The sequence below is a fragment of the Desulfofundulus thermosubterraneus DSM 16057 genome (assembly GCF_900142025.1).
Lineage (GTDB): Bacteria > Bacillota > Desulfotomaculia > Desulfotomaculales > Desulfovirgulaceae > Desulfofundulus > Desulfofundulus thermosubterraneus.
Genome location: NZ_FQZM01000016.1, coordinates 39,347 through 66,129 on the forward strand (window position 1 = coordinate 39,347; position 26,783 = coordinate 66,129).

The 26,783-nt window shown below is 56.7% G+C and carries 27 protein-coding genes and 1 other annotated feature; of the genes, 2 read left to right on the top strand and 25 right to left on the bottom strand.

The window, feature by feature from the left end; genetic code table 11:
- Positions 1 to 222: 222 nt before the first annotated feature.
- Together BUA65_RS19190 and nadD are read right to left on the bottom strand one after the other, a co-directional pair.
- The gene (locus tag BUA65_RS19190; protein ID WP_369332851.1) at positions 223 to 471 is read right to left on the bottom strand and encodes a DUF4367 domain-containing protein; all 249 of its coding nucleotides are present in this window, start codon (positions 469 to 471) and stop codon (positions 223 to 225) included.
- Positions 472 to 643: 172 nt separating this feature from the next.
- Positions 644 to 1,258 (bottom strand): nicotinate-nucleotide adenylyltransferase, encoded by a 615-nt coding sequence (nadD, locus tag BUA65_RS07230; RefSeq protein WP_072868515.1) that lies wholly within the window; start codon positions 1,256 to 1,258, stop codon positions 644 to 646.
- Positions 1,259 to 1,470: 212 nt separating this feature from the next.
- On the opposite strand from nadD, the gene BUA65_RS07235 reads away from it, so the two are divergent.
- Positions 1,471 to 2,379 (top strand): selenium metabolism-associated LysR family transcriptional regulator, encoded by a 909-nt coding sequence (locus BUA65_RS07235; RefSeq protein WP_072868455.1) that lies wholly within the window; start codon positions 1,471 to 1,473, stop codon positions 2,377 to 2,379.
- A 74-nt stretch (positions 2,380 to 2,453) separates the two neighbouring features.
- On the opposite strand, the gene BUA65_RS07240 is transcribed toward BUA65_RS07235, so the two are convergent.
- Both BUA65_RS07240 and proB read right to left on the bottom strand, forming a co-directional pair.
- On the bottom strand, positions 2,454 to 3,716 hold the full coding sequence (locus BUA65_RS07240) for a glutamate-5-semialdehyde dehydrogenase (RefSeq protein ID WP_072868456.1): 1,263 nt from the start codon (positions 3,714 to 3,716) through the stop codon (positions 2,454 to 2,456).
- 36 nt (positions 3,717 to 3,752) lie between these two features.
- Positions 3,753 to 4,877: a glutamate 5-kinase gene (gene proB, locus BUA65_RS07245; protein ID WP_072868517.1), complete on the bottom strand. Its 1,125-nt coding sequence runs from the start codon at positions 4,875 to 4,877 to the stop codon at positions 3,753 to 3,755.
- 271 nt (positions 4,878 to 5,148) lie between these two features.
- Here proB and BUA65_RS07250 point away from each other — a divergent pair, with 271 nt between their 5' ends.
- On the top strand, positions 5,149 to 6,855 hold the full coding sequence (locus BUA65_RS07250; RefSeq protein ID WP_072868458.1) for a stalk domain-containing protein: 1,707 nt from the start codon (positions 5,149 to 5,151) through the stop codon (positions 6,853 to 6,855).
- Positions 6,856 to 6,924: 69 nt separating this feature from the next.
- Here the strand turns inward: BUA65_RS07250 and obgE are convergent, their stop codons facing one another.
- The 21 genes from obgE to BUA65_RS07355 all read right to left on the bottom strand — a co-directional run bounded on the left by obgE (position 6,925) and on the right by BUA65_RS07355 (position 26,631).
- Positions 6,925 to 8,190 carry a GTPase ObgE gene (gene obgE / locus BUA65_RS07255; RefSeq protein WP_072868519.1) on the bottom strand — a complete coding sequence of 422 codons (1,266 nt, stop codon included), beginning with the start codon at positions 8,188 to 8,190 and terminating at the stop codon, positions 6,925 to 6,927.
- Positions 8,191 to 8,232: 42 nt separating this feature from the next.
- Entirely contained in the window at positions 8,233 to 8,823 is a 591-nt protein-coding gene (locus BUA65_RS07260; protein WP_072868460.1) for a Spo0B domain-containing protein, read from the bottom strand.
- A 110-nt stretch (positions 8,824 to 8,933) separates the two neighbouring features.
- The gene (gene rpmA / locus BUA65_RS07265) at positions 8,934 to 9,203 is read right to left on the bottom strand and encodes a 50S ribosomal protein L27 (protein ID WP_072868462.1); all 270 of its coding nucleotides are present in this window, start codon (positions 9,201 to 9,203) and stop codon (positions 8,934 to 8,936) included.
- A gap of 44 nt (positions 9,204 to 9,247) precedes the next feature.
- Positions 9,248 to 9,559: a 50S ribosomal protein L21 gene (gene rplU, locus BUA65_RS07270; protein ID WP_072868463.1), complete on the bottom strand. Its 312-nt coding sequence runs from the start codon at positions 9,557 to 9,559 to the stop codon at positions 9,248 to 9,250.
- A gap of 12 nt (positions 9,560 to 9,571) precedes the next feature.
- Positions 9,572 to 9,650, bottom strand: a sequence feature (ribosomal protein L21 leader region).
- Between the two features lie 382 nt (positions 9,651 to 10,032).
- A complete protein-coding gene (locus BUA65_RS07275; protein ID WP_072868465.1) occupies positions 10,033 to 11,715 on the bottom strand; it encodes an Rne/Rng family ribonuclease in 1,683 nt (560 codons plus the stop codon).
- A 21-nt stretch (positions 11,716 to 11,736) separates the two neighbouring features.
- Positions 11,737 to 12,426, bottom strand: a complete 690-nt coding sequence (locus BUA65_RS07280; protein WP_165613213.1) for a TIGR03936 family radical SAM-associated protein — start codon at positions 12,424 to 12,426, stop codon at positions 11,737 to 11,739.
- A 35-nt stretch (positions 12,427 to 12,461) separates the two neighbouring features.
- Complete coding sequence (locus BUA65_RS07285; RefSeq protein WP_072868469.1) at positions 12,462 to 14,321, bottom strand: TIGR03960 family B12-binding radical SAM protein; 1,860 nt, start codon at positions 14,319 to 14,321, stop codon at positions 12,462 to 12,464.
- A gap of 79 nt (positions 14,322 to 14,400) precedes the next feature.
- Positions 14,401 to 15,282, bottom strand: coding sequence for a M50 family metallopeptidase (locus BUA65_RS07290; RefSeq protein WP_072868471.1), 882 nt, complete (start codon positions 15,280 to 15,282; stop codon positions 14,401 to 14,403).
- Between the two features lie 10 nt (positions 15,283 to 15,292).
- Positions 15,293 to 16,030: a M23 family metallopeptidase gene (locus tag BUA65_RS07295; protein ID WP_084062136.1), complete on the bottom strand. Its 738-nt coding sequence runs from the start codon at positions 16,028 to 16,030 to the stop codon at positions 15,293 to 15,295.
- Positions 16,031 to 16,095: 65 nt separating this feature from the next.
- Positions 16,096 to 16,782, bottom strand: coding sequence for a carboxypeptidase-like regulatory domain-containing protein (locus BUA65_RS07300; protein WP_084062137.1), 687 nt, complete (start codon positions 16,780 to 16,782; stop codon positions 16,096 to 16,098).
- 52 nt (positions 16,783 to 16,834) lie between these two features.
- On the bottom strand, positions 16,835 to 18,163 hold the full coding sequence (gene rodA, locus BUA65_RS07305; RefSeq protein ID WP_072868476.1) for a rod shape-determining protein RodA: 1,329 nt from the start codon (positions 18,161 to 18,163) through the stop codon (positions 16,835 to 16,837).
- A 188-nt stretch (positions 18,164 to 18,351) separates the two neighbouring features.
- Positions 18,352 to 18,639, bottom strand: a complete 288-nt coding sequence (gene minE, locus BUA65_RS07310; RefSeq protein ID WP_072868478.1) for a cell division topological specificity factor MinE — start codon at positions 18,637 to 18,639, stop codon at positions 18,352 to 18,354.
- 23 nt (positions 18,640 to 18,662) lie between these two features.
- On the bottom strand, positions 18,663 to 19,457 hold the full coding sequence (minD, locus tag BUA65_RS07315; RefSeq protein WP_072868479.1) for a septum site-determining protein MinD: 795 nt from the start codon (positions 19,455 to 19,457) through the stop codon (positions 18,663 to 18,665).
- Between the two features lie 33 nt (positions 19,458 to 19,490).
- Positions 19,491 to 19,895: a septum site-determining protein MinC gene (gene minC, locus BUA65_RS07320; protein WP_072868481.1), complete on the bottom strand. Its 405-nt coding sequence runs from the start codon at positions 19,893 to 19,895 to the stop codon at positions 19,491 to 19,493.
- A gap of 237 nt (positions 19,896 to 20,132) precedes the next feature.
- Complete coding sequence (gene mrdA, locus BUA65_RS07325; RefSeq protein ID WP_072868483.1) at positions 20,133 to 22,487, bottom strand: penicillin-binding protein 2; 2,355 nt, start codon at positions 22,485 to 22,487, stop codon at positions 20,133 to 20,135.
- Positions 22,488 to 22,509: 22 nt separating this feature from the next.
- On the bottom strand, positions 22,510 to 23,013 hold the full coding sequence (gene mreD, locus BUA65_RS07330) for a rod shape-determining protein MreD (protein ID WP_084062139.1): 504 nt from the start codon (positions 23,011 to 23,013) through the stop codon (positions 22,510 to 22,512).
- Between the two features lie 74 nt (positions 23,014 to 23,087).
- Positions 23,088 to 23,924 carry a rod shape-determining protein MreC gene (gene mreC, locus BUA65_RS07335; RefSeq protein WP_072868485.1) on the bottom strand — a complete coding sequence of 279 codons (837 nt, stop codon included), beginning with the start codon at positions 23,922 to 23,924 and terminating at the stop codon, positions 23,088 to 23,090.
- Between the two features lie 19 nt (positions 23,925 to 23,943).
- Positions 23,944 to 24,975, bottom strand: coding sequence for a rod shape-determining protein (locus BUA65_RS07340; RefSeq protein WP_072868487.1), 1,032 nt, complete (start codon positions 24,973 to 24,975; stop codon positions 23,944 to 23,946).
- 29 nt (positions 24,976 to 25,004) lie between these two features.
- Positions 25,005 to 25,700 (bottom strand): RadC family protein, encoded by a 696-nt coding sequence (gene radC, locus BUA65_RS07345; protein WP_072868489.1) that lies wholly within the window; start codon positions 25,698 to 25,700, stop codon positions 25,005 to 25,007.
- 72 nt (positions 25,701 to 25,772) lie between these two features.
- Entirely contained in the window at positions 25,773 to 26,366 is a 594-nt protein-coding gene (locus tag BUA65_RS07350; protein ID WP_072868491.1) for a Maf family protein, read from the bottom strand.
- A 16-nt stretch (positions 26,367 to 26,382) separates the two neighbouring features.
- Positions 26,383 to 26,631: a DUF4321 domain-containing protein gene (locus BUA65_RS07355; protein ID WP_072868493.1), complete on the bottom strand. Its 249-nt coding sequence runs from the start codon at positions 26,629 to 26,631 to the stop codon at positions 26,383 to 26,385.
- Positions 26,632 to 26,783: the final 152 nt, after the last annotated feature.

Sequence of the window (26,783 nt, forward strand, 5' to 3'; positions counted from 1 at the left end):
AGGGGCGGCCCGCATGCAAACAGGGGGGCCAGTTGTCCAGCCATATATGGTAAAGGGGAAAAGGAGTCGATTGTCCCTTTTCCCCTTTGTGCTGATCAAGGCTATTATTATCGAGTAAGAGGCGAGCACAGTCTGACCAATGACGGGGTAACCAAACCCAGCAAGCCCGCGGAGTCTTATTTACCGGCATTTTATATAAAGTAAAGACCAGCCGTGATTTGTTTAATGCAAAGACTCAACTATTTTTAGAGCTTCTTCTTTACTAACATTTCCTTCCAGTTGATAAACTATCCCTAGATTTATCCACCTAATCTTTAGGCTCTTGTCTTTAAATACGATCATCTTGCCGCTGGTATTCCCAATTTTAATATCCTGAAAACAGCATCTTCGATATCGTATCCGTACCCCTGGACATAACCTACGGGGGCGTTTTTTCTGTGATCTCGAAATATCTCGAACCGGAAGCAGTATATTTTAGCTGAACCTGAGCTGCATTTTTTTCTAACAGCTTTGCCGCTTTTGCTTGCAAGCTTAAACAGTAAAACCTGTAAACAACTTAACGTAAAAGATGGCCCCACGGCAGGGCGGCACCTGCTTTCCGGGTTTACTCCGGACAGGTGCCGCTCCTGCCGCGCGGGCCATTTCATTTATACAGCCCCCGGTTCAAGATGTACGCCTCCACCGGCTCGGGCAGGAGATACTTGATGGGGCGCCCTTCCTGCACGCGAGCCCTGATTTCCGTGGAAGAAATGGCCAGGGCCGGCACTTCCATCGGGATAATGCGCTTTACGTACTCCGGACTTATCCCCGCCAGCCGGCGCTTTAAATTTCCCAGGGGGTAGCCGGGACGGGTGGCGGCAATAAACCAGCACATTTCCAGCAGCTCATTTACATTTTTCCAGTTCAATATTTCCAGTACCGCATCCGCACCGGTAATAAAAAAAATTTCCGCCCCGGGGTAAAGATTTCGGACTTCCCGTACCGTGTCGATGGTGTAGGAATAACCGGGCCGCTCCACTTCGATGCTGGAGGTGTCGAAATAAGGATTGCTGGCCACGGCCAGTTCTGTCATGATCCAGCGGTGGTGCGGGTCGGAAATCTTCCGGCCCGTTTTGTGGGGGGGACGGCCGGCAGGAATGAAAATAACCTTTTCCAGTTGAAAGGCATGCCGGGCTCCCTCGGCAGCCACCAGGTGTCCGTAGTGGATGGGGTCGAAGGTGCCGCCCATAATGCCCAATCTTTTCAGCGTCTGTGCCATAAGCCAAAACCTCAGCATCATTTTAATGGTCCTGGTGACAAAAAGCAACCCCTTGTTGACACGATTGACGGGTGCGTATAGAATTAGTAAGTGTTATTTAAGGTATATAATAATTCACATTTTTCAATGGAGTTCACCCAATATTTACAGCGTTTAAAAATGCCAGCCGAAAGGTTGTCACAAATATACGCAACTGGAGGTAGAAAAAGAAAGTGCTTGATCACCAATTGAGGGTTTTTGTAACTGTAGCGGAAAAGAAAAATTTTTCCCGGGCCGCCGAGGTACTCAACCTCACCCAGCCGGCCATCAGCCAGCACATCCACGCCCTGGAAGAACACTACCGGGCACGGCTCTTTGACCGTTCAAACAAAAAGGTGGAACTGACCCAGGCCGGCGCCATCCTTTACTCCTACGCCAAAAAAATCTTAAACCTGCACCAGGAGGCCGAACGGGCGGTAACCGATCTCATCGAACTGGTTACGGGCAAGATTGCGGTGGGAGCCAGCATGACCATCGGGGAGTACGTGCTGCCCCGGCTGCTGGGCGCCTTTGCCCAGAAGTACCCCGATGTGGAGCTGGCCATGACCATCGGCAACACGGCCATGGTCTTTGAACAAACCCTGGAAGGAAGTATTGACATCGGCCTGGTGGAGGGGCCGGTAGAACATGCCCACCTGCAGGTGGAACCTTTTCTCACCGATGAAATGGTGCTCATCGTCTCCCCGGGACATCCACTGGCCGGCAAATCCCATGCTACGGGGGAGGATCTGGAACCCTGCACCGTCATCCTGCGGGAGGAAGGCTCCGGCACCCGTGTGGCTGCGGAAAACGCCCTGCGCCAGCTGGAGGTTATACCGTCCAGGATAATTGTCATGGGCAGCACCCAGGCCATCAAGCAGGCCGTGGAAGCGGGGCTGGGCATCTCCTTCCTTTCCAAGTGGACAATCCGCAAGGAGCTGGCCCTGGGCACCATCAAACCGGTTCGGCTGAAGGACATAAACATAACCAGGGAATTCAAAATCATCCGCAACCGCACCAGGTTCCAGTCCCGGGCCTGCGATGAATTCGCCCGGTTTATCACGTCGGAGGAAGTAATCGCCGCCCTGCAGGCCAGGGCTTAAACGCAAAAATGCCGAAAAAAGGACAGACCTTTTACCCAAAGCCTGTCCTTTGCTTTTAAACCCACAATAAGGCATCAACTCCGGATTTGACCCTCGCCGAAAACAATATACTTGTAAGTGGTCAGTTCCTTCAATCCCATGGGTCCCCGGGCATGGAGCTTCTGGGTGGAAATGCCGATCTCGGCCCCCAAACCGTACTGGTAACCGTCGGTAAAGCGGGTGGAGGCGTTCACGTATACCGCCGCCGCATCCACCTCCCGCAAAAACCGCCTGGCCCGAGCATAATCCCGGGTGACGATGGCCTCGGAATGCCTGGTGCCGTAGCGGTAGATGTGCTCCATGGCCTCCTCCATGGATTCCACCACCTTCACGGCCAGGATCAGGTCCAGGTACTCCGTCGCCCAATCCTCCTCTGTGGCCGGTACCACCCAGGGCACCAGCTCACGCGTGTTCTCGCATCCCCGCACTTCTACCCCGGCCGCCCTTAAATCCTCCAAAAGCCCCGGCAGCAGCTCCCGGGCCACCTGCTGGTGCACCAGGAGTGTTTCCATGGCATTGCATACCCCGGGACGCTGGCATTTCGCGTTGATCACAATGGAACGAGCCATTTCCAGGTCGGCCCCCTCGTCCACATAAACGTGGCAGTTGCCCACGCCCGTTTCAATCACCGGCACGGTGGCATTCTCGACCACCGTCCTGATTAATCCGGCCCCGCCCCGGGGGATAAGTACATCCAGAAGGCCGTTTAACTTGAGCATGATATTCACTGCCGCCCGGTCGGTATTCTCAATGAGCTGGACGGCACTGGCGGGGATGCCTGCGCCCTCGGCGGCTGCGGCAATGACGGCCACAATGGCGCGGTTGGAATTGATGGCCTCAGAGCCACCCCGCAGCACTACGGCGTTGCCCGCCTTCAAACACAAGCCCGCGGCATCCACAGTAACATTGGGCCGGGCCTCATAAATCATCCCTACTACCCCCAGGGGAACCCGCATCCGCCCCACCTGCAGGCCGTTGGGCCGCAGCCACATGGATTCCACTTCCCCCACCGGATCGGGCAGGGAAGCCACAGCCCTTAACCCTTCAGCCATATCCTCGATGCGCCCGGGGGTAAGCAGCAGGCGGTCGATCAGGGCCCGGGATAAACCCTTCTCCCGTCCGGCCTGCACGTCAATTTCGTTGGCCGCCAGAATGCGCTCCCGGTTGTTAAGCAGGCTTTCGGCCATGGCCAGAAGAGCCCGGTTCTTTACTTCCGTAGAAAGGTAGGCCAGATGCCGGGCTGCCTCCCTGGCCCTGCGGGCTTTTTCCCTTACCTCTTGCTCAATTTGTTCCATCATCTTTCCTACCCCCTATTAATTGCCGGCACGGCATGTTTAAATATCCAGCACCAGGTTGTTGCGGTGGACCACCTCGTCGTAGTCCTTATGCCCCAATACCCTGGCAATCTCCCTGGTCTGTAAGCCCTTGATGCGTTCCACTTCGGCGGAGGAGTAGTTCACTATACCACGGGCAATTTCTTTACCTGCAGGATCGCAGATGCTCACGGTGTTGCCCATCTCAAAGGAACCTTCCACCCGGATGATCCCCGAAGGCAAAAGGCTCTTGCCGTTTTCCAGCAGCGCCCGTGCCGCTCCTTCATCCACGTAGATGCGGCCGTGCACGGTGGAGCTATAGGCAATCCAGCACTTTTTTTTCTCCAGCCGGCTGCAGGGCCAGAATACCGTACCCAGGGGTTCGCCGGCCACCACCCGCCTGACCACATCCTTTTCGGAAGAACTGGCCAGCACGGTAACGATCCCCGCGTGCATGGCAATGCGCGCCGCCTGGAGCTTGGTAACAATGCCGCCGGTACCCACCGGCGTCCCCGCCCCTCCGGAAAGGGCTTCCAGTTCCGGCGTGATTTCGTGCACTTCCGCGATTAGCCTGGCCCCGCTGTCTTTGCGGGGATCGGCATCGTAAAGGCCTGCTATATCCGATAAAAGAACCAGCAACTCGGCATCCACCAGGGTGGCCACTAGGGCCGCCAGGTTGTCGTTATCCCCCAGCTTTATTTCCTCCACCGCCACCGTATCGTTTTCATTAATCACGGGTACCACGCCCTGGCGCAAAAGGGTATACATGGTGTTGCGGGCGTTTAAAAAGCGCCTGCGGTCACTGAAATCCTCCCTGGTCAGGAGGATTTGGCCCACGGCAATACCGTATTCGCCAAAGAACTTATCATACATATGCATAAGCATACCCTGGCCCACCGCCGCGGCGGCCTGCTTTTCCGGAATGGTCCTGGGTCGGCGGGTGTAACCCAACCGGTGCTGTCCCACCCCAATGGCTCCCGAAGTGACCAGGAGCACTTCTTTGCCCTGGTTATGTAAATCCGCCAGTTGACGCGCCAGTTGTTCCATCTGGGAAAGGTTGGGCCGCCCGGTGGGATAGATGATGGAACTGGAACCCACCTTGACCACAACCCGTTTGATATGGTGGAAATCCCTTTCCCCGGCCATGAAAATCACCACCGGCAACAGTATACCATAAACCATTGACCGGTGCCAAAAGATACTATTGCGTAACTGCCGGACGGCAGCCGGTAAAAAAATTTTCAGCTTATGAAACCAAAATCCGCCTGGAAACGTCTATATAGTAGGCCATGGTTTAAAAAGTGCAGGAAGGAGGTGATCAGCACTGGCACGGGTGCACATAACTACCGGCCAAGCACATGATTTTTTTATGCTTATAGACTTTAGATTGGCAGCTTTTTAGTTAGAGGTGCTATCTATGAAAGCAATTTTCCAGAAGATCCTGATGGTTCTACCGGTCCTTTGCCTTTTTGCCTTTCCTTTACAAACCCCGGTGTATGCATCGGCCGGCATAATTATTTTGAAGCTGTCCTCCAACCAGGCAGTGGTTGACGGAACGGTTTACCCTCTCCCGGCGGCACCGGCAATTAAGGACGGCATTACGCTTGTGCCTTTGCGCTTTCTGGCGGAAACGCTGGGCATGGAAGTACACTGGGACAACCAGTCCCGGGAGATAACCATTAAAGGACGGGAGGGCCAGATCCATCTCAAACCGGAAAGCAAAGAGGCAGTGGTTGAAGGCCGGATCCAGCAACTGCCCTGCGCGCCCACCATCAGCGGCAGCACTACCCTGGTACCCCTGCGTTTCGTGGCCGAAACCTTAAAATACCAGGTTTCCTACGATGCTCCCAGCCGGGAAATCAGGATTACCCTACCCCCGCCACCGCCCCCACCAAACCGACCCCCGGTGGCCCGCTTCGAGATCGAAAAGACCACCGTGGCCCAGGGGGAGACAGTCATTTACCGGGATGAGAGTTATGACCCCGATGGGGACGGGCTGGTGGAAGTGAAATGGACGGGCAAACAGCGGGCCTTTTTCAAACCGGGGGAATATACCGTCGCCCTGCAGGTTAAGGACAGCCGCGGTGCGTGGAGCGAAACGGCCAGCAAAACCATTACCGTCACCGAAGAAGTGCTCATGGATGAGATAACCTATAACCTGCACCACCCCATCCCGGGAGAACCCCTGGATTTATCGGCGGTGGAGGTGCTGCAGCTGCCCGCGGTAGATCCCGCCACCACCATGAGCCGGGAAATGTTGATGGTCAGCAACAGCCCGGAGGTATTTACCCGGGAAGGCATCCTTTATGCCGATACCCTGCGGGGAACGGCCCGGCTTTACTACCACCACATCAACGGAAGCACCGTCAACCAGCACGTTTATATCCTGGCCACCAACCAGGGCCTGGACACGGCCACGGTTACTATCAAGAAGAAGGCCCTTGCCGGCCCCGGGGACCCCATGGCTGCAGGCCGGGCGGCCACTTACCGCTACCTGGCAATCGGGACGGAACAGGCCCGCACCATTTACCTGGAACCGGGGGAAACGAGAATCTTAAATGAAGAGCAGAGGTCCATTCCCCCGGGACTGTGTGTACACGGCATTTTTGATATACATACCGACCGGGAGGTACTCTTTTCCGTGGTGGCCACGGAAAACAGGGATCCCATAACCGCATACAGTGATCTGTCCACGCTTCCACCGGACGGCAAGCACATCCGGGGCACTTATCCCCTGGCCAACCGGTTCCTGTCGGTACACCTGTATGAAAACAAACCGGCCCGGCTGATTATTGCCGACGGTGGGGATGACTCTTTCCTTTACGGCAGGGACGGAGCCACCAACCTGCTGGGGTACAACAAGGGCAATTACGGTGTGTCTTACGAAATAACCATTGAGTCGAAGCACCGCATGGGCGTGTTTTTCTCGCCCCGGGGCGGGCCCTTTGCCGGCGCGGCCACCTGGGACGACCAGCCCTTCTACCTGCCCAACCGGGGCGTGCTGAACCCACCCGGCCAGGGGGCCCTGGTGGGCATTATCGAACCCGGGCAGCAAAAAACCCTGCGTTTTATGCCCCCGGCTGCGTCCTACCTGCCCATCAACCTGATTTTTATACCTTTTTAGAGGGCTTGTCCCGGGGGAGGTTCACACCTTTTTAAAAGGCCTTCCCCTTAAAGTGGGGAAGACCTTACTTCATTCCATATAAGTAAACTCAAATTTCCCGATGCGCACCGTGTCCCCTTCCCGAATACCCGCTTCCCTCAAAGCATCCTCCAGCCCCATCCGGGAAATGATCCGCTGCAGTCTTTCCACCGCCTCTTCGTTTTCCAGGTCGGTCATGGCCACGTGGCGCTCGATCTCCCGTCCTTCCACTACAAACACTCCATTCCGGCGGGATACGGTAAACCGGGGCTCCTCCACCCTGGTTACGCGCACCCTTTCCTCAACCACCGGCTCCGGGACCGGGAGCCGGTCCAGCAAATCAGCCAGGCGATAAATCAGGGGAGCTGTGCCTTCCCCGTTCAAGGCACTGATGGGGAAAATTTCGTACCTGTCACCCAGGGCCTCACGCAAACGGTCCAGGTTCTCCGCAGCCCCGGGCAAATCCATTTTATTGGCCGCCACCACCATGGGGCGCGCCGCCAGGTCCGGGTCGTACAGGGCCAGCTCCCGGTTGACGATCTCAAAATCCTGCAGGGGGTCCCGTCCCTCGCTCCCGGCAATATCCAGGACGTGCACCAAAAGGCGCGTCCGTTCCGTATGGCGCAGAAACTGGTGGCCTAACCCGGCACCGGCGTGGGCCCCTTCAATGAGGCCGGGTATGTCGGCCATGACAAAACTGCGCCCCTCGTCCACCCGTACCACGCCCAGATTGGGCACCAGGGTGGTGAAGGGGTAGTCGGCAATTTTGGGGCGGGCGGCCGACACCCGGGCGATCAGGGTGGATTTGCCGGCGTTGGGAAAGCCCACCAGGCCCACATCGGCCAGCAGCTTGAGTTCCAGTTCCAACCAGCGTTCCTCTCCCGGCTCGCCTTTTTCGGCCATGCGGGGAGCCCTGTTCACCGCACTGGCAAAACGGGCATTCCCCCGTCCTCCCCGTCCTCCCCGAGCTGCCACCACTTCCTGCCCCGGGTATACCAGGTCGGCAATCACTTCCCCGGTAGCGACATCCCGCACCAGGGTACCCGGGGGGACCCTGAGGATCAGGTCCTCTCCCTGCCTGCCGTGCATATTCTTACCCATGCCGTGCTGGCCCCGCCCGGCCTTGTAATGACGCTGGTAGCGGAAATCCACCAGGGTGCGCAGGCCCGGGTCCACTTTCAGGATCACATTCCCGCCCCGGCCGCCGTCACCCCCCGCCGGACCGCCTTCGGGAACGTACTTTTCCCGGCGAAAGGCCACGCACCCGTTTCCGCCGTCTCCTCCCCGGACATAAATCTTTGCAGTATCAAAAAACATACTCTTTTCACCTTTGGTTATTATGTACCCCATTGAAATGGTTCAGGACTCCCGGCGGGGAAAAACAAGTAAAATTTCAAAGGAACTTTCGCCATCCTTCTGAACTTCAACCATCTCCGCCCGGCCATCATGACCGGCCAGAAGCCTGTTGACGGCGGATATTTTCTCCTTGAGCGGTTCGCAAGGGGTCACCGCCGGAAAAACCAAACGGCAGGTGTAGCAGTCTTCCGACTCCCGCAGGGTAATCTCCAGGCGGCGGTTTGCAACCTCTGGTGACGACAGACAGGATATGGCCTGGGAAAAGGCCGTTTCCAGGGCGGCACCCACCTGTTCCCCGGCAACGGAGCAATCAGCCAGATTGCATTGAATGTCGTAGTCTACTTCAACCTGTAAATCGGTACCTTGAGCGAGAGCCGCCAGAAATGCCGCGGTGGCCTCGGGCACCTGCAAATGGATGATTTTCGCCAGGCGCTCCAGTTCCCGGGCCACTTCCAGGAGATATTCCCGCGCCTTTTCCCCCTTATTCATTTGAATAAACCCGGAGATTACCTGTAGGTGGTTGAGAAAGTCGTGCCTTTGCAGGCGGATAAACTCCAGCAGGGATTTTAACTCCATGAAACCTTCCTCCAGCATTATACTCGACAGGTTAACTTTTTCTATTCAGAAAAAGAGAATCCCTGCCGGCAAAAAAAGTCTGGCGAGAAAAATCAAGGCCAGCCTAAAGCTGGCCCGTGTCAAATCTTCTAAGCTTGCAGTGCCGCCACCGGAATCACGCTAACCTGCTTTTTATCGCGCCCTTTGCGGTGGAAGGAAACCACACCGTCTACCAGGGCAAACAGAGTATCGTCGCCGCCTTTACCTACATTACGCCCCGGGTGAATGCGGGTTCCCCGCTGCCGTACCAGAATGCTTCCGGCGGTGACAAACTGACCGTCCTGACGCTTTACGCCGAGAAACTTGGGATTGGAATCCCGGCCGTTACGTGAACTACCAACACCTTTTTTATGCGCCATAATTCTCACCTCCTGCTAAGACCGGCCCCAAAAGCACGGTTTCTTCAGGCTTCAATTTTTTCAACGATAACCTCGGTAAAAGGCTGCCTGTGCCCTTTTTTACGGCGGTAGTTTTTCTTGGGCTTATACTTAAAGACGATAATCTTGGGACCCCGGCCGTGGCGTACGGCTTTTAAGATTACCCTGGCTCCTTCCACCACCGGGCTGCCCACGCGGAGCTCCCCGTCCTTTTCCACAGCCAGCACCTGGTCGATTTCCACCACTTCACCGGGTTCCACCGCCAGCTTTTCCACCAGCAGGGTGTCCCCCTCACAAACCCGGTACTGTTTGCCACCTGTGGCAATTATGGCGTACAAAGATAAAACCTCCCCTTTTTCAGGTCTCGCCGAAAGCAGGTAGGGACTTTTGCCCTTTTATAAAACCCCTTTCGTGCGGTTGCGGCAGCGCGAAAACTGCCTACGGTATAACATTTTAACACAACCGCTAGTTTTGTCAAGCAAAACGGGAATTTAAGTAAATGTTCAGTAACCCGCCTATGGTGCCGCGTTGTCCACGCTCGCTCCGGTGCTCCGCGCTGACAGCACCGCGGCTCGCTTCGGACCGGACTAGCGGCGCTGCAAAGGCGGCATGGCATTTGTACCTTACTGTCATCTTTTTGTCATTTCAGTAAGTAACCTTTTCTAAAGCTACATTTCGGTGCCGCTGGTTTCGCGCCGCAGTCCGGTTACCCTCGCTTTGCCGGGTGCTGTTACCAGCGCTCCGCAAGTCGCTCGCTTTGGACAACGCGGCACCGTGCCGATGGTAGCGGTTTTATTGAACAATTACGGAATTACTTCACCAGCCGGGCCCGGGCGTAGGTGCGGTAGACCTTGCTTACCTCCACGGGCACCGTTTCGCCCACCAGGGAGCCAGCCCCCTCAATGTCCAGGATAAAACCGTCAATACGTGCAATACCGTCGTTGGTGTTGGAGATATGCGGTTCTTCCACCTTCACCTCCAGCACCTGGCCGGGCTTGACTGGTAAAGTGTGGGCAATGACTTCTTCTTTGCTGTAGAGAGGACGGATGCTCACTGATTCGATATGCTGCCCTTGGGAACCGCGAATGTAAAGGTTTTTGCCCGTTTTCTGCTCCAGCTCCCGCAGGTTAACGCCCCCGCTGCCAATTAGCCGGGCAGCCACCAGGGGGTGGGCCTCCACCAAAATGGTGTCGGCGCTGGTACGCCGGGCCAGTTCAATGATGCGGTTCTTGAAATGAATGCCCACCGTTTCCTCCGAGAGCACCTTACCCCGCCCCTCACAATAAGGGCAGGGGCGCTGCAATACCTCGGACAGGCTGGGACGGACCTTCTTTCTGGTCATTTCCACCAGCCCCAGCTGGGTGATGCCCAGAATATTGGTCCTGGTCTTGTCCTTTTTGATCTCTTCTTCCAGAACTTTTAGAACCTGGCGCCGGTGCCCTTCCTGCTGCATGTCAATGAAGTCGATAATGATGATCCCGCCTATATTGCGCAGACGCAGCTGGCGGGCTATTTCCACTGCCGCATCCAGGTTGGTTTTCAGCACCGTGTCCTCCAGGTTGGTGCTGCCCACATACTTGCCAGTATTAACATCTATCACGGTGAGGGCCTCGGCCTGATCGATCACCAGGTAACCGCCGCATTTGAGCCAGACTTTACGTTTAAGCGCCCGTTCAATTTCCTGTTCAATGCCGTAATCCTGGAAGATATTTTCCCTTTCTTCTAAAAACACCTTGTATTTCAGCTTCGGCGAAGTGATGTCCAAAAGCTCCATAATTTTTTCATACTCGGAGCGGGAATCCACCGTCAGGCGGTCCACATCTTCAGTAAAAACGTCCCGCAGGATGCGCTGGATCAGTTCCAGATCCCGGTGGATCAGGTTGGGCACCGGTCCCTGACCGGCCCGGTGGAGGATCTTGCGCCAGAGCCTGGTAAGCATATGCACATCCTGGGCAAAGTCTTCCTCTTCAACCCCCTCGGCCACCGTGCGTACGATTAAACCCATGCCTTCAGGTTTCAAGCGGGCGGCCAGCTCTTTTAACCTTTCCCGTTCCCGCTCCTGTTCAATGCGCCGGGAAATGCCGATGTAATCCATGGTGGGCATCAAAACCACATAACGCCCGGGCAGGGTAACGTGGGTGGTCACCCGCGGCCCCTTTGTGCCGATTGGTTCCTTAACAATCTGGACAATCACATCCTGGCCCTTTTTTAATATATCGGTAATGCTGGTCCCCAGTCCGTGATGATGAAAACCGTCGCCTCCACGGGGCGGCAGGGCGTCCTCCACATATAAAAAGGCGTTCTTGTCTAAACCGATGTCTACAAAGGCCGCCTGCATGCCGGGTAGAACATTTTCCACCCGGCCGCGGAAAATATTGCCCACCAGGCGCTGCTGGAAAGAACGTTCAATATACATTTCCACCAGCACCCGGTCTTCCAGCACCGCTACCCGGGTTTCCTCTTCTCCCGCATTAATCACGATTTCCTTAAACAAAACCAAAACCTTCTTTCAAATTTAACCTCCATAGGATTTTTCTGGTTCCGCCGGGTATAGGCCCGTCCGGATCACATCGGGCTGCTCATCTTTAACCGGAAGCCCGAACCGCTCCGCCAGTACCAGCACCACTTCTTCCGGGCGCACGGTTCCACGGTTACCCACGGCAAGGCTCATCTCCAGCCTGGCACGGCCATCTTCCAGCCGGCCGGACAGGGCATAAATGCCCGGGCGGATATCCAGGACCTTTTCCTTGTCCTCCCCGGCCCGGCGGGTAATGATGACTTCCGGGGTCTCAAGCAGCCCGTCAATGCTCCTCTGCAGGTCTTCCTGAGTAATTTCCCGCGCCAGGGATACGTCCACCCGGTAGGTGGCTTTTTCAAGGGTGGCCATCAGTGCCGGCGCGTCATCGGGAATGCGCCATACCCTGGTCACCTTAAGTCCCCGGGGAAGCTGATCGTTTAAGCGTTTAAGCATTTCATCCACCGGGAGCGCAGCCACCAGTTCCAGGTCTAAATACTCTTTTTCCCCCTTCACCCCCACAGGTAAAGGCGCCCCCAGGCTGAAGCGGGGGTGGGGGTTAAACCCCTGGGAGAAGGCCAGGGGCAGCCCGGCCCGGCGCATGGCCCGTTCAAGGGTGCGCACCAGGTCCAGGTGGGAGATGAAACGGGCCGGGCCTTCTTTGCGAAACTCAATCCGGTAACGGGGCAAAATGGGTACCTCCTGTATTATATTTACATGAGACATTATCCGGATACACCCTCTGCCCGGTCCAGCAATTCCGGTTCGATCTCCAGGGTGGGGCAGAGGCCGCAGCCGGGGCACTTGCCGGTACGGCAGTCGGGCGTAACCTTCCCCTCCATGGCCCTCTTGTGTTCCAGGACCAGGTACTTCCTGCTCACACCGGCATCAATGTGATCCCACGGCAAAAGATCATCGTAGGCATAACGCCGGTAGGCATACCAGGTAGGGTCCAAACCGGCGACACGAAATGCTTCCTGCCACCTGGCAAAGTCAAAGCATTCGGACCAACCGTCAAACCGGCAGCCCAGCCGCCAGGCCTCTTCCAGCACCCGGCCCAGGCGCCGGTCTCCCCGGGCCAGAACTGCCTCCAGGAAGCTGGCTTCCACCTCATGCCAGTGGAAGACCAGCCCCTTTTCCTTTAACAGTCCCCGCAAAAGTGCTTGCCGGCGGTACAGCTCCTCCATTTCCACCTGGGGCTCCCACTGGAAGGGCGTATGGGACTTGGGCACAAAGGAAGAGGCACTGACCGTAACCCTGAGCCTGTTCCTGGGTACACCCAGTTCCCTTCCCCGGGCCAGCACCCGCCGGGCCAGTTCGGCGATGCCCCGCAGGTCCTCTTCGGTTTCCGCAGGCAAGCCGATCATGAAGTAAAGCTTGATGGCCTGCCAGCCGGCAGCAAAGGCGGCCGAAACCGCCTCCATGAGGTTTTCTTCTGTCACGCCCTTATTGATCACATCCCGCAGGCGCTGGGTGCCGGCCTCGGGGGCAAAGGTAAGGCTGGCCCGGCGTACCCGCTGTACTTCCCGGGCCAGGGCTACCGAAAAGGCATCCACCCGTAGTGAGGGCAGGGATACACTTACCCCCATATCCCCCAATTGATCAAGCAAAGAGCGTACTACTTCCTGAACCCGGGAGTAGTCGGCCGTGCTCAGGGATACCAGGGAGATCTCGTCGTACCCCGTGTGTTTGACAATTTTACTGGCCTGGCGCAACAGGGTAGCCGGGCTTTTTTCCCGTACGGGCCGGTAAATTACCCCGGCCTGGCAAAAGCGACAACCCCGGGTACACCCTCTCTGCACCTCCAGCATACCCCGGTCATGGACCACACCCAGGTAAGGAACCAGCGGTTTCACAGGAAAGGAAACCTGGTCAAAGTTGCGGATGACCCGTTTGGTTACCTTTGGCGGCACGCCGCCGGCAATGGGCTCTATGGCGGAAATTGTTCCGTCGGGATGATACTCCACCCGGTACAGGGAAGGAACGTAAATGCCGGGTATTTCCGCCGCCCGGCGCAAAAAATGCCGGCGGCCGGCCCGGTGCCCACCCAGCTCCAGGTACAGGTCCAGCAGTTCGTGAAAAACTTCTTCCCCCTCACCAATGACGAAAAGGTCAATAAAACTGGCCAGGGGCTCGGGATTAAAGGCACATGGCCCCCCGGCAATCACCAGGGGATGTTCCGGACCCCGCTGGTCGCTGCACAAAGGAATACCCGCAAGGTCCAGCATATTCAAGATATTGGTAAAAGTCATTTCATATTGCAGGGTAAAGGCCAGGATATCAAAATCCCTTACGGGCCGGTGGGACTCCAGGGTAAAGAGAGGTATGCCCCGGCGGCGCATCTCCCGCTCCATATCCACCCAGGGAGCGAAGGTGCGCTCCATGAGCGCGTCCTCCCGGCTGTTCACCACATGATAAAGGATCTGCAGGCCCAGGTGGGACATGCCCACCTCGTAAACATCGGGAAAGGCAAAGGCCACCTTTACGGCAGTTTTGCCCCAGTCCTTGTATATGGTATTCCATTCACCGCCCACATAGCGCGCCGGTTTTTGTACCCGGTGCAGCACCTGTTCCAGCTCGAACATAAGCTCCTCCTGTTAATATTATTGCCCGGGAAGGCACACCTTAAAATTATTTTACCTGCTTAACCAAAAGTTGTAAACATTAAAGCGGGTGCAAAGGTAGGCGGCCCACGGGCAAGTCCACCCCGTGGCTCAACAAACCATCAATAATTTGAGCTTCGGTAAGAAAACCTTTATACTGCCACTGACGGTCAAGAACCAGCACCAGGTGAAACTTCTGGGGTAGAAAGGGTTTGACAATCTTGCCCAGGGGGACGTCTTCCAGGGCAATCAGCGATTGCACGGGAAGCACCCCGGCCCTCAGGATCTCCCCCTTTTTACCGGCCAGTTGACCCATGAACAGGTAGGGGGCCATACCCCGCTCCCGGGTGGCGGCAAAAAACAAAAACAGCCCCGTAAACAAAATATCTAAACCCGTAAAGCCAAGGAACAACCCGAAGGATCCCAGCAGGACCACAGCCACAGCAAAGACCTGCCCCAGGGTGGCCGCCCGGTAAGTGGCCTCCTTTATGCTCATCCGGCCGGCCAGGCTGGCCCGGTAAACCCGGCCGCCGTCAAGGGGCAGGGCGGGCAGGAGATTGAAGGCGGCGATGAGCAAGTTGCACTGGAGAAAAAAAGGCCCCAGTTCGTCATGCCATAAACCGTAGTTCTTCATGGCCAGGCCCAGAAGGAGCATAATCACATTGCATAACGGTCCGGCCGCGGCCACATAAACTTCTTTGACGGGATCCAGAACCAGTTCGCTGCCCATGCGGGTGACCCCGCCGAAGGGCAACAGTTCCACTTCGTTTACCGGCACGCCCAGATACCGGGCGCAGGCCACATGGGCAAGCTCATGAAGTAGCACTACGGCAAAAGCCACCAGCCCCTTGCCCAGGATGCCGGCCACAAAGAAGAGGCCCAAAAGGGCCAGGAAAAAGGTATTCAGGTATAAATCCACCCCCATGATTCGCCCCAGGCGCATGGAAACCACCTCAAAACTGCAACTTCATCAGGGGATCGATCAACCTTCCCTTTTCCCGCACTTCAAAATGCAAACCACCGCCGGCCACATCGCCTTTATCCCCCACTTCAGCCAGTTTTTGGCCCGCGGCCACCTGCTGCCCGGAGGTCACGGCGATCCCGGTCAACCCGGCGTATAAAGTATAATCCCCCTCCCCGTGATCCAGGAGCACAAACCGGCCCAGGGAAGGATCCTCTCCCACCCTGGCCACCCGGCCATCCCGGGCCGCTTTCACGGGCGTACCCGCTGGGACTGCAATATCAATACCTGCATGGAAACGTTCCAGATCGTCCAGGGGATCCCGCACCCACCCAAAACCCCGTACCACCTTGCCCGACACGGGGATTTGGAAACGCCCATCTTCACCGGCGGGACCCAGGGTCTGGCGGGTGCCCGGAGGTATATCTTCGGGGAAAGGTTGGTCCACGTTAACCATTTGCAGGGCCAGCTGTACCACCTTTTGTACCGCGGGCTGGTAGTTCCACTCGGTGGTCAAAAGGTAGCGCAGGCCTTCCCGCACCTGTTCCCCTCCCGGATAGGGAAGTTCCCGGACCAGGAGCAAAATGGCAAAGATAATCATGGCCACCATACCCCGCCAGAACCAGCTGTTACCCCGGCTGCCCCTGGAAGGGGAATACCGGTATGGCCAGTCTTCGGTGCGTGGATATTCAGAGATGGGGTATTTTCTTTTACGCCTGTTCCAAAGCAAGATTCATCCCCCCCGCTAGAAAAAAATATATTGGAGAGGGGGGACAAATATGACAAGCCCTGGTCTTAATTTGCCACGACATCCTTCTGGTCCACCCGGCGGTGAAGCACAAAATTTACCGTATCCTGGAGCATCAGGACGGCGATTTCTTCCCGGGGCTCATAATGGGACGCCTGAACCCGCACCCGGTAGGTACCGGCATCAATTCCTTCAAAGGCATAACTGCCGTCGGCAGCGGTAGTGGTTTCGTAAAGCACCTCTTCCTGCTCCATGTCCAGCACCTGGACCTTTGCCCCAGCTACAGGCTGTCCCGTGGCAAAGGCCGTCACCCTCCCATTTAAGCTGACCGGGGAAAGATATTCAACCTCAATGTCCAGCCGGCCAATGACACTGATGCGTCCCGGACGCATGGTAGTTTTCTCTATCCCCACTTCATGGCGAATGGAAAGGATGTCCCGGGAATGGGCCAGCGGCCTCAACCGGATAAAGGTGGTGGTGTCGACCAGACTGCTGAAACAATGGAGGCCCTGGCCATTTTGACCAGGGAGATCAGTAGCGGGAGGAGCTACGGCAAAAAGTTTGATAGTCGCCTGCACCTGCAGGACGTTGTTTTCCAACACACGGTGGGTTAATGATTCCACCCGGGGGAATATCCTCACCCCGGCTATGGCAGGGTGAACCGTAACCGAGCCGTACCAGTTTATGCGTTTTTTTGTTATTTGACGCACGGCGCTGCCCTTGACCAACAGCATAACCTCCCGCAAAGCAAATTGTTACTTGTATTTTTCCCCGCAGGACACCACCCTAAAAAAGGATTTTCTTGCGTCTCATGTAGACGTTCAGCAAAAGCCCAAGCGCCGCCAGGTTCATGATCATGTTGCTGCCGCCGTAACTGAAAAGGGGCAACGGGATACCCGTCACCGGCATAATCCCGGCCGTCATGCCAATATTGACAAAGATATGAAAAGCAAACATACAAACCACTCCCCCGGCCAGCAGCGTCCCCTGCAGATCTCTGGCCTGGGAAGCAATTTTTAACCCCCGGTATAAGAGGACCAGGTACAGGCCCAGGAGCACCACCGCTCCCATGAACCCGAACTCCTCGCCTACAACCGAGAAAATAAAGTCGGTATGGCGGATGGGCAGAAAGGTGAGGTGACTCTGGGTACCGCCCAGCAACCCCTTGCCCAGGAACCCTCCGGAGCCAATGGCAATGAGCGACTGCCACACGTGGTAACCCGCCCCCAGCAAATCGCTCTGGGGGTCCAGAAAAACGGTCAGCCGGGTCACCTGGTATTCTTTGAGGGTGTGCCGGTGGAAGGACTCATGCCGGCGGTGGGCTTCCCGGTAATCCCTCTCCACCTGTTGATATTTCCTTTGCAGCTCCTGCCTGGCCGTTTCGGAAACGGCCGCCTTTTTCTGCTGTTCCAGGACCAGCAGCTGTTTTTCCAGGTCAACGTCGGCGTTATGCAGGTACATATGCAGGACAAACAGGCCAACCATCAGGGCCAGGCCAGCGCCGATCAGGGCCAGGAGCAACCCCGGCCTGGCCCCGGCCAAAAAGAGCATGCCGAACATGATGGCCACAAACACCAGGGAAGTACCCAGGTCCGGCTGCTTCAGAATTAAAAGGGTGGGTATCCCCACGTACACAAAACAGGGCAGGAGGTCCCGCAGGCGGTTCAAGCGGCCTTCCCGGGCGGACAGGAAACTGGCGAAGGTGATGATCATGATCAGCTTGGAAAACTCGGAAGGCTGAAAATTAAAGGGGCCAATATAAATCCAGCGCTGCGCACCCAGAGCTTCCCGTCCCAAAAAGATTACCGCAATTAGCATGACCAGGTTGAGTATATAAAGCTCCCGGGCGTGCTTGCAAAGATCTTCGTAAGGTATATACATGATTGCCGCCATGACCCACAAACCGACAAAAATCCAGGCCAGCTGCCTGACAACGTAGGCATAGTCCAGATGCAGGAGTTTTACGGCAAAAAAAAGATTCTTTAACCGGCTGAATGATTCATCGGTAAATTCCAGGGTGGCGCTGCCGATGGCCACTAAACTAAAGAGAACCACCATGCCGGCGGCCAGGAGGAGGACATGATCAAGGCTGCGTGTAAACCGCTTACCAACCAAGGAAAATCACCGCTTCTAGTTGATTTCCTGCGAATGTTTAGCAAAACCGCACTCAACCGGGTTCGCTGAACATTTACGATGTTCTAAAACCACAGGTTTAATTATATACCACCTCCAGGGACAAAAAAAGCCCCGGGGTAATACCAAATTACCACAGGGTCAGGGTGTGGTGATTATGCGGTTGCCCCTTAAATACCCGATGCCAAGTGCCTCGTCACGCGTTTCATACCCTTTACCGGAATGCTGGCCACCAGGGCCACCTGGGTTTCATTGCTGTCAAGGTTGATCTCCAGTGCATCCTCGTCAATATCCATGTATTTTTCAATGACCTTGATCAATTCCGTCTTTAAGGTTTGCAAGAGCTGGGGCGAAACACTGGCCCGGTCGTGCACCAGCACCAGGCGTAACCTCTCCTTGGCCACATTTTTACTCCCACCGGCTTCCCGCCCAAAAACGCGGTTTAAAAACTCCAGCAAGGCCAACCCCCCTTCCCAGTAGATTAGGACAAGCCGATCATCCGCCGTAAAAAGCGAGATACAAAACCGCCTTCGTCCAGATTCATCATCGGTACCGCCTCTCCCTTGATCCGCCGGACAATATTGCGGTAAGCCTGTCCCGAGCGGGAACGTTCATCCTGGACCACGGGTTCCCCGCGGTTGGTGCTGATCACCACCATCTCGTCTTCCGGCACCACCCCCAGAAGATCGATGGCCAGGATGTCGATAATATCCTCAATGCTCATCATATCCCCGTGGCGCACCATGCGCGGGCGAATACGGTTGATAATCAGCCTGGGGTCCCTCAGTTCGGCCGCTTCCAGAAGACCGATGATCCGGTCCGCATCCCGTACGGCAGCTACTTCGGGGGTAGTCACCACGATGGCCTTGTCCGCCCCGGCAATGGCATTGCGAAAGCCCTGCTCGATCCCTGCCGGACAGTCAATAATCACGTAGTCGAATTCCTGTTTGAGTTCCTCACACAGGGCCTTCATCTGGTCCGGGCTGACCGCCGTTTTATCTTTGGTCTGGGCGGCAGGCAAAAGGAACAGCCCCTCGAAGCGCTTGTCCTTGATCAAAGCCTGCCGCAGGCGGCAGTGCCCCCCGGTAACATCGGTTATATCGTAAACAATGCGGTTTTCCAGCCCCAGAACCACGTCCAGGTTGCGCAGCCCGATATCGGCATCCACCAGTACCACCCTGTGCCCGTGAGTGGCCAGGCCGGCCCCCAGGTTGGCCGTGGTGGTGGTTTTACCAACTCCTCCCTTGCCGGACGTAACTACGATGACCTCACCCATATAAGAGCCTCCTCTTCAACAGTTTGCCAATTTTCATCCCTGGCGTTCTCCATTAAAAATTTCGATTGTCACTACCCCATTCTTTATCCGGGCCACTTCAGGCTGTTCGGGTTTTGAGCTCTGCCCATCCGGGGGACGCGTAATGTGACCGGCAATGCGAAGCTGGGTGGGTTCCAGGCGGAAGGCCAGCACCATAGCCTTTTCATTTCCACCGGCGCCGGCGTGAACTACCCCCCGTACGGCACCCATGACAATGATGTTGCCCGTAGCCACCACCTCCGCCCCCGGGTTGATATCGCCAATAATGACGATATTGCCGTCGTAATGGACCTTTTGACCGGAACGCAAGGTGCGCTGAATTAAAATCGTGTTATCATCTACCGGTTCACCGGCGAAAGACAGCCACCGGTGCTGCGGGTTCTCTCTCCCCTTGTCCAAGGTGCATTCCCCCCAGTGTTGATTTAAATTCTACAGGGCGCAACCAAATCCTGCTAATAATTTCGTTTTTCCTGCCGTTTACTCCAACGATAACAATAAAATTGTATCCCAGGACATGTTCCAAATCCTGGGATACACAAGGAGCACCAAATATTCAGTGAACCCGGCTGGATGCGGTGTCCAGAACTCACTCCATTGCCCCGCTCCGGACGGCACCGCATCCCTGTCATAACAGTTTTACTGAACCTGCGTGCCGTCCCGGGGCGCCCCTGGAGCACCGCCCTGGGCGGGTGGTTGATCGCCGCTACTTGACGGCGCACCGGATCCGCCTCCCCCGGCTGGAGGCAGGACATCAACCGGGGTACCCTGTTCGTTGCCGGCACCAGGTGGGGACCCGCCTGCGGGCTGCCCGGGAGAACCGCCCTGTTTTTGTTCCCCGGGAGGCGCACCGGGTGGTGCCGTGGTGCGCCGGGGCTGGACATTCCCGGACCCGGACCCGCCGGCAGGCCGGGAAGGCACAGGTGTGGAGCGAAGGGCTCCCGTTGCCCGCTCATCCCTGGTCTTTTCCTCCGCGCCTGACAGGCCAGCAGTGGGAGGTGCGTTTTTTAGATTAAAGTAAGCGTCCAGGATCTCCCTGGCCACGGAACCGGCGGCGGAACTCCCGTGGCCGCCATACTCCACCACTACGGCCAGGGCCACTTCCGGTTTTTCATAGGGAGCAAAGGCCACAAAAAGGGCGTGGTTGTCGTGGCCATGGACCTCGGCAGTTCCGGTTTTGGCGGCAGCACTGTATGTTGCTCCCGCGAATACCCCTGCCGCGGTACCGTCGGGGGGCAGGGTCGCCTCGTGCATACCCTGCCGGAGTATGGCCAGCGTACGGCTGGACACGTTGACCCGGCGGATCTGCCGGGGTGAAAACTCCTCCACCGTCTGGCCGTCGGGAGCCACAACCTTTTTAACCAGGTAAGGCTTGTAAAGAATGCCTCCGTTGGCGATGGCCGCCACATAATTGGCCAGCTGGAGAGGAGTATAGTAGTTGTTGCCCTGGCCAATGGCCATATCCAGGGTATCGTATTCCCGCCATTTCAATTCCCACTCCATCTTGTTGTACCTGTCCTGCAAAGGGGCCAGACGCCCGTTCATTTCCCGCTCCAGGGCCGCCTTTTCCCCTTCGCCCGCACCGGCCAGGCGCTTCTCATACTCCTTGCGGATATCATCCATTTGTTTTTGTACATTGTCCAGAAGGGGCTTCCACAGGTTGTACTTTTGCTCCGGTCCCGGGATGCGGCCGGCATGCTCCCCGGGCAACTCCAGCCCCGTCTTTTGTCCCAGGCCGAACTCCCGGGCATAGCGGGCAATGGGTTCGGGTCCGAGCATTGCCCCGACAGTCCAGAAAAACGTATCGCAGGATACCTTAAGGGCCCGCACCACATCCACCCGCCCGTGACCGCCGGGTTTCCAGTCGACTTTGTATTTGTAGCGCCCGGTATCGCTAATGGCAAACTGGGGAGTTATTTTGCCCAGTTCCAGCGCTGCCGCCGCCACTACCATTTTAAAGGTAGAACCCGGGGGATACAGGGCTATGGCCCGGTTGAGCAGCGATTGATCCCGGCTAATTTTGGCCCAGGCCGCATTCCACTCCTTCCGGGAAAGGTCGCGGGTAAAGATGGTGGGATCATAGGTGGGGTGGCTGGCCAGGGCCAGCACCTCCCCGGTGCGCACATCCAGCACCACTGCCGCCCCGGCTCTGGCCTGGCTGTAACCCTCTTTTTGCAACCGGGCGATACCCCGGGCCAGGGCATCCTGGGCCGCCCGCTGCAGGCGGGCATCAATGGTGAGCACCAGGTTGTTTCCCGGTACAGGCTCTTTTACGCCCAAATCCCTTACCGGCTGCCCCTGAGCATCCACCTCCACCTGGCGGGCACCCCGCTGACCCCGCAAATAGGGCTCAAAGGATTTCTCCAGGCCGTCCTTGCCCCAGGAGTCCCCCAGCCTGTAACCCCTGTCTTTATTCTCCTCAAGCTCCTTCTGATCCATGATGCCCACGTAACCCAGGGTGGGCACCAGCAGGTCCCCATAGGGGTAGTGCCGTACCGGCCGCACATCGATGAGCACTCCCGGCAGCTCCAGCCGCTGCTCCTCAATCCGGCTTACCGTTTCACTGGACACCTTATCGGCTATGGGCACCGGTTCATAAAGGCGCAACTTTTGTTCGTTGAGTTTTTTATGGATTTCCTGTTCGATCTCCGCCACGCTCATGCCCTGGAAGGTTTTTTCCCCCACCAAAATACGGGCCAGCCTGGCAATCACCCGGTCGGTATCCTTGATGCCTAAATAGGCAAAGGAAATGGTGTAGACCGGCTGGTTGCCCACGATGCGCACGCCGTTGCGGTCGATAATTTCCCCCCGGGGGGCAATGATGGGAATCAAGCGCAGGTGGTTCTGCTGGGCCATCATCTGATATTTGTCCGCCTCCACCAGCTGCAAATAGGCCAGGCGGATAAAGAGCACGGTAAAAGCGGCAATCACCAGACCCAGCAACACCTGTAACTTTCTTTCCAGCCTTTTTGCTGTTACCCCGTTTGTTGCCACGGCGCATCCTTCCCCTGCTTAATTAAAACTGGCCCACCTTAAACCACCCCTTGAGGTAAAGGCGGTAAAACTTGCGGTAAAATAACGGCACCAGCAGCGCATTGTACATGGCTGAAGGAAGGACCACCCCAACCAGGGCCACACCCGGAGGAATTTTGATCTGCAGGTATACCAGCAAGAGGTAATAAATTAACTGACTTACCATGGTGGCAAAAAAAGTCAACACCATCACTACCAGGCTGCTGTCCTTGTAGAAACGGGTTTCGGACCAGCCCACTAAATAACCGGCCACAGCAGTAGAGAGGGCGTTGAGGCCGAAATAGTTGCCGGTGATAAAATCTTTCATCAAACCGGCAACAAACCCCCAGAAGGCCCCCTCCCGCTGCCCTCTCAAGAACGCATAAAAAACTACCAGTAAAAAAGTCAGATCGGGTACCACACCCTTAACGTGAATCAAATCCACCACCGTTACCTGCAGCAGCAGGGCCAGCAATAAAAATCCGGGCAGGACCAGCAAGCCCAACAAAGAAAAAAACCTCCCGCACGGTTATATCTTTCAGTGACGACTTTAAAGTCAAAACGTCCGGTATACGGACCGGCTTAAAGAGCCGGGGGGTGCACCCCCGTAATTACCAGCACTTCCTCCAGGCGGTTAAAATCCACAAAGGGCCGCACGGAGGCTTCAAAGAAAAGACCGGTTGGATCCCTCTTCACCCTGGTTATCTCGCCAATGGGGATGCCCTTGGTAAAAATGCTCTTCGTACCGGAAGTAACCACCACCTGCCCGGGTCTTGTGGGCATGTCGTTGGGTATATGGATCATGCGCAGGCTTCCGGCACTTCCGGCGGTGCCCTCAACCATACCCGGCGTACGGCTGTCCTGCACCAAAGCGCTGACCGCACTGCGCGGGTCGGTGATTAATAGAACGGTGGCGGTATGGTCGGTGGTGGCGATTACCCGCCCTACCAGACCCCGGGGAGTCAATACCGTCATATTTTCTTTGATGCCCTGTGCCCGGCCCTTGTTGATGGTAATGGTGCTGAACCAGTTTCCCGGATCCCGGCCTATTACTGCCGCCGCGGTAACTTCAAGCCCGGAGTCGGCAGCGGGACCGCTTTTAAAATCCAAAAGTTTTTTCAGTCTCTCGTTTTCCAAACGGTATTCCCTGGCCTGCTGAAGCTCGCCTTCCAGCCGGGCCACCTTATCCGACAGCTCCTCTGCCCGGCGCGACGCGTTGACCAGGGAAAGAGGAAAAGTGACCACATCCCTGATCCCCCGGCCCAGCCCGGTGGTTACCTGTTCCAAAGTGGCAAAGACATCCACCAGGGTCTTCTCCAGAGGTGTTGCCTCCACCCGGCTAAAGGCGGTCACCCGCATCACATACAGGACCAGGACCAGCAAAATAACCAGAAAAAAAAGCCTCTTGCCCGAAGTCAACGGATCAACACCTATCTTTTTATGATAGTTTGCGCGGGTTTATGAGTACCCGGCGTAAAACGTCGATATTTTCCAGCACCCGCCCGGTGCCGTAAGCCACGCACAAAAGCGGCTCATCGGCCAGGTGCACAGGCATGGCCGTCTCTTCGCTCACCAGCCGGTCCAGCCCCCGCAGCATTGAGCCACCTCCGGCCATGACAATGCCCCGGTCCATAATGTCGGCGGCCAGCTCCGGCGGAGTCTGCTCCAGGGTGCCCTTAATGGCATCCAGAATAGCCGATACAGGCTCGGAGAGAGCCTTGTAAACCTCCTCGGAGGTAATGCGCACCGTTTTGGGCAAACCGGTCACCAGGTCCCTTCCCCGGACGTCATAGGTCTGAATTTCCCCGGTGGGATAGGCGGTTCCTATTTCAATCTTGATCTCCTCCGCCGTGCGCTCCCCGATCATGAGGTTATATGCTTTCTTCACATGCTGGATGATCGCTTCATCCATTTCATCCCCGGCAATACGAATGGAGCGGCTGGTAACAATGCCCCCCAGGGAAATTACCGCCACCTCGGTGGTACCCCCGCCTATATCCACAATCATATTGCCCGTTGGTTCATGTACGGGCAGGCCGGCGCCAATGGCCGCCGCCATGGGTTCCTCAATGAGATAGGCTTCCCGGGCGCCGGCCTGCAGGGCGGCTTCCCGCACCGCCCGCTCCTCTACCGGCGTCACCCCGGAGGGAACCGAAACCACCACCCGGGGGCGGATGAGAAAGGTGCGGTTGCGCAGGGCCTTGTTGATGAAGTACTTGATCATGCTCTGGGTTACATCGAAGTCGGCAATCACCCCGTCCTTCATGGGCCGGATGGCCACGATGTTTCCGGGCGTACGGCCAATCATCTGCTTCGCCTCTTCCCCCACGGCCAGCACTTGGCCGGTGTCCCGCTGAATGGCCACCACCGAGGGCTCCCTTAAAACAATGCCCTTACCCTTTACATAAACCAGGGAGTTGGCGGTGCCCAGGTCTATACCCATGTCCTTGGAGAACAGCCCGATCCGCATGTTCTCTCCCCTTTCTTAATCTAGATCATCTAAATCAAACCTTTGGCCTTGAAACTGACGTACTTATTATCCCCAATAACCAGGTGGTCCAGAACCTCAATGCCGATAATGCGCCCGGCATCAATCAGGCGCCTGGTTACCTCCAGGTCCTCCTGGCTGGGGGTTGGATCCCCACTGGGGTGGTTGTGCAACAGGATTACCGCCGCCGCATTGCGGCGAATGGCATTCTTAAACAATTCCCGGGGATGCACCGTGGAGGAATTAAGGGTGCCGATGGAAATGATCTCCCGGGCAATCACCTGGTTTTTGGTATTCAACAACAACGCCCGGAAATGCTCCCTGTCCAGGTAGCGCATTTCCTCCATGACCAAACGGGCGACATCTTCGGGACTTCTGATCACCGGCCGGGTTTCCCCACCGGCCTGGGCAATACGGCGGCCCAGCTCCAGGGCTGCTTTCAACATGGCCGCCTTGGCCGGCCCGACCCCCCGTACACTGCTCAACTCCTCCACGGAGGCGTCAACCAGGCCCCGCAGGCTGCCGAAATGTCCCAAAAGGGCCGCCGCCAGTTCCATGGCGCTGGCCGTGGGTGTACCTGTGCGCAAGAGAACGGCCAAAAGCTCCAGATCCGTCAGCACCCCGGCACCATCCCGCAAAATACGCTCCCGGGGGCGCAGATCCACGGGCATGTCCTTAATGGTAATGCGGTACGTTGGGGAATCCAAGGCTTCTTGCGGCCTCCAAACACACTTAAAAGATACCCGAAAGGGTTCCCCGGGAAACTTCCGGGAAAAATCTTAGTTGTTTTGAACATACTCCAGAGGATCCACACCAAATTCCTTCAACACCTGGGCCAAACGAGCCAGGGGAAGGCCGACCACATTAAAATAGCATCCCCTGATTCCGGCAATAAAAATTGCCCCCAGTCCCTGGGCAGCATAGGCCCCTGCCTTGTCCAGGGGTTCACCGGTGGCCACATACCTGGCAATTTCTTCTGTCGTCAGTGGTCTGAACCTCACCCGGGTGCGCTCGTGGGTAACCACCCGGCGCCCGGAGGGTTTTTCCATCACCGCCAGGCCGGTGAAAACCTCATGCTCATTTCCTGCAAGGAGGCTGAGCATCTCCGCGGCCTCCCGGGCATCGGCCGGCTTACCCAGGACCTTGCCCTGCCAGACCACCACAGTATCCGCCGCCACCACCAACCCTTTGGAAATGGAGGGCTCCACGGCCCCGGCTTTTCTAAGGGCCAGCGTCTCTACCAGTTGATGGGGGGGCAACCCTTCTTGTACCTCTTCCGCGACCTCAGGAGCCACTACGGTGAAAGGTAAGCCCAGCTGTTCCAGCAACATGCTCCGGCGCGGCGAGGAAGAGGCCAGGTAAATAGGCAACACTTTTGAACCTCCGCATTTACAGTTTACGGTATAAAAGATATCCCAGGAGTAAACCCAGCGCCGTGAGGGGCCCCAAGGTAAGGGTAAAACCAAAGGTGAGCCGGGCAAAATGAAGATCTAAAGTAGCCGGGGCAAAGCCAACGGAGGTAAAAGGCTTAAGGACGGGCAAAAAAGGAATGAGCACTGCTCCCAGCGCGTCACCCACCAGGGCCCCGACCAGCATGAGAATTACCAGCAACCAGAAATTTCTCTGGGGCTTGTACATAGCAGCCACAGCTATCACCCGGCCATCGAAAATTGACCACTTATCTGTACTAGTTTATCATTTTGCCTCTTTTGTGACAAGCTGCAATTCCGCCCTGTCAAGCATTTCCACTCTCGCACCGGCGCTTTTCGCCCGGCAGCAGGGTGGGGGGA

Bases quoted from the DNA above. Each gene is read 5' to 3' on its own strand.
- BUA65_RS07340 (WP_072868487.1), bottom strand. From the start codon at position 24,975: ATGCGGATCGGGCTGTTCTCCAAGGACATGGGTATAGACCTGGGCACC.
- BUA65_RS07290 (WP_072868471.1), bottom strand. From the start codon at position 15,282: ATGCGCCTGGGGCGAATCATGGGGGTGGATTTATACCTGAATACCTTT.
- BUA65_RS07260 (WP_072868460.1), bottom strand. From the start codon at position 8,823: ATGCTGGAGGAAGGTTTCATGGAGTTAAAATCCCTGCTGGAGTTTATC.
- BUA65_RS07300 (WP_084062137.1), bottom strand. From the start codon at position 16,782: ATGCTGTTGGTCAAGGGCAGCGCCGTGCGTCAAATAACAAAAAAACGC.
- BUA65_RS07355 (WP_072868493.1), bottom strand. From the start codon at position 26,631: ATGTACAAGCCCCAGAGAAATTTCTGGTTGCTGGTAATTCTCATGCTG.
- BUA65_RS07285 (WP_072868469.1), bottom strand. From the start codon at position 14,321: ATGTTCGAGCTGGAACAGGTGCTGCACCGGGTACAAAAACCGGCGCGC.
- BUA65_RS07250 (WP_072868458.1), top strand. From the start codon at position 5,149: ATGAAAGCAATTTTCCAGAAGATCCTGATGGTTCTACCGGTCCTTTGC.
- nadD (WP_072868515.1), bottom strand. From the start codon at position 1,258: ATGGCACAGACGCTGAAAAGATTGGGCATTATGGGCGGCACCTTCGAC.
- rpmA (WP_072868462.1), bottom strand. From the start codon at position 9,203: ATGGCGCATAAAAAAGGTGTTGGTAGTTCACGTAACGGCCGGGATTCC.
- minD (WP_072868479.1), bottom strand. From the start codon at position 19,457: ATGGGTGAGGTCATCGTAGTTACGTCCGGCAAGGGAGGAGTTGGTAAA.
- obgE (WP_072868519.1), bottom strand. From the start codon at position 8,190: ATGTTTTTTGATACTGCAAAGATTTATGTCCGGGGAGGAGACGGCGGA.
- proB (WP_072868517.1), bottom strand. From the start codon at position 4,877: ATGGCCGGGGAAAGGGATTTCCACCATATCAAACGGGTTGTGGTCAAG.
- BUA65_RS07240 (WP_072868456.1), bottom strand. From the start codon at position 3,716: ATGATGGAACAAATTGAGCAAGAGGTAAGGGAAAAAGCCCGCAGGGCC.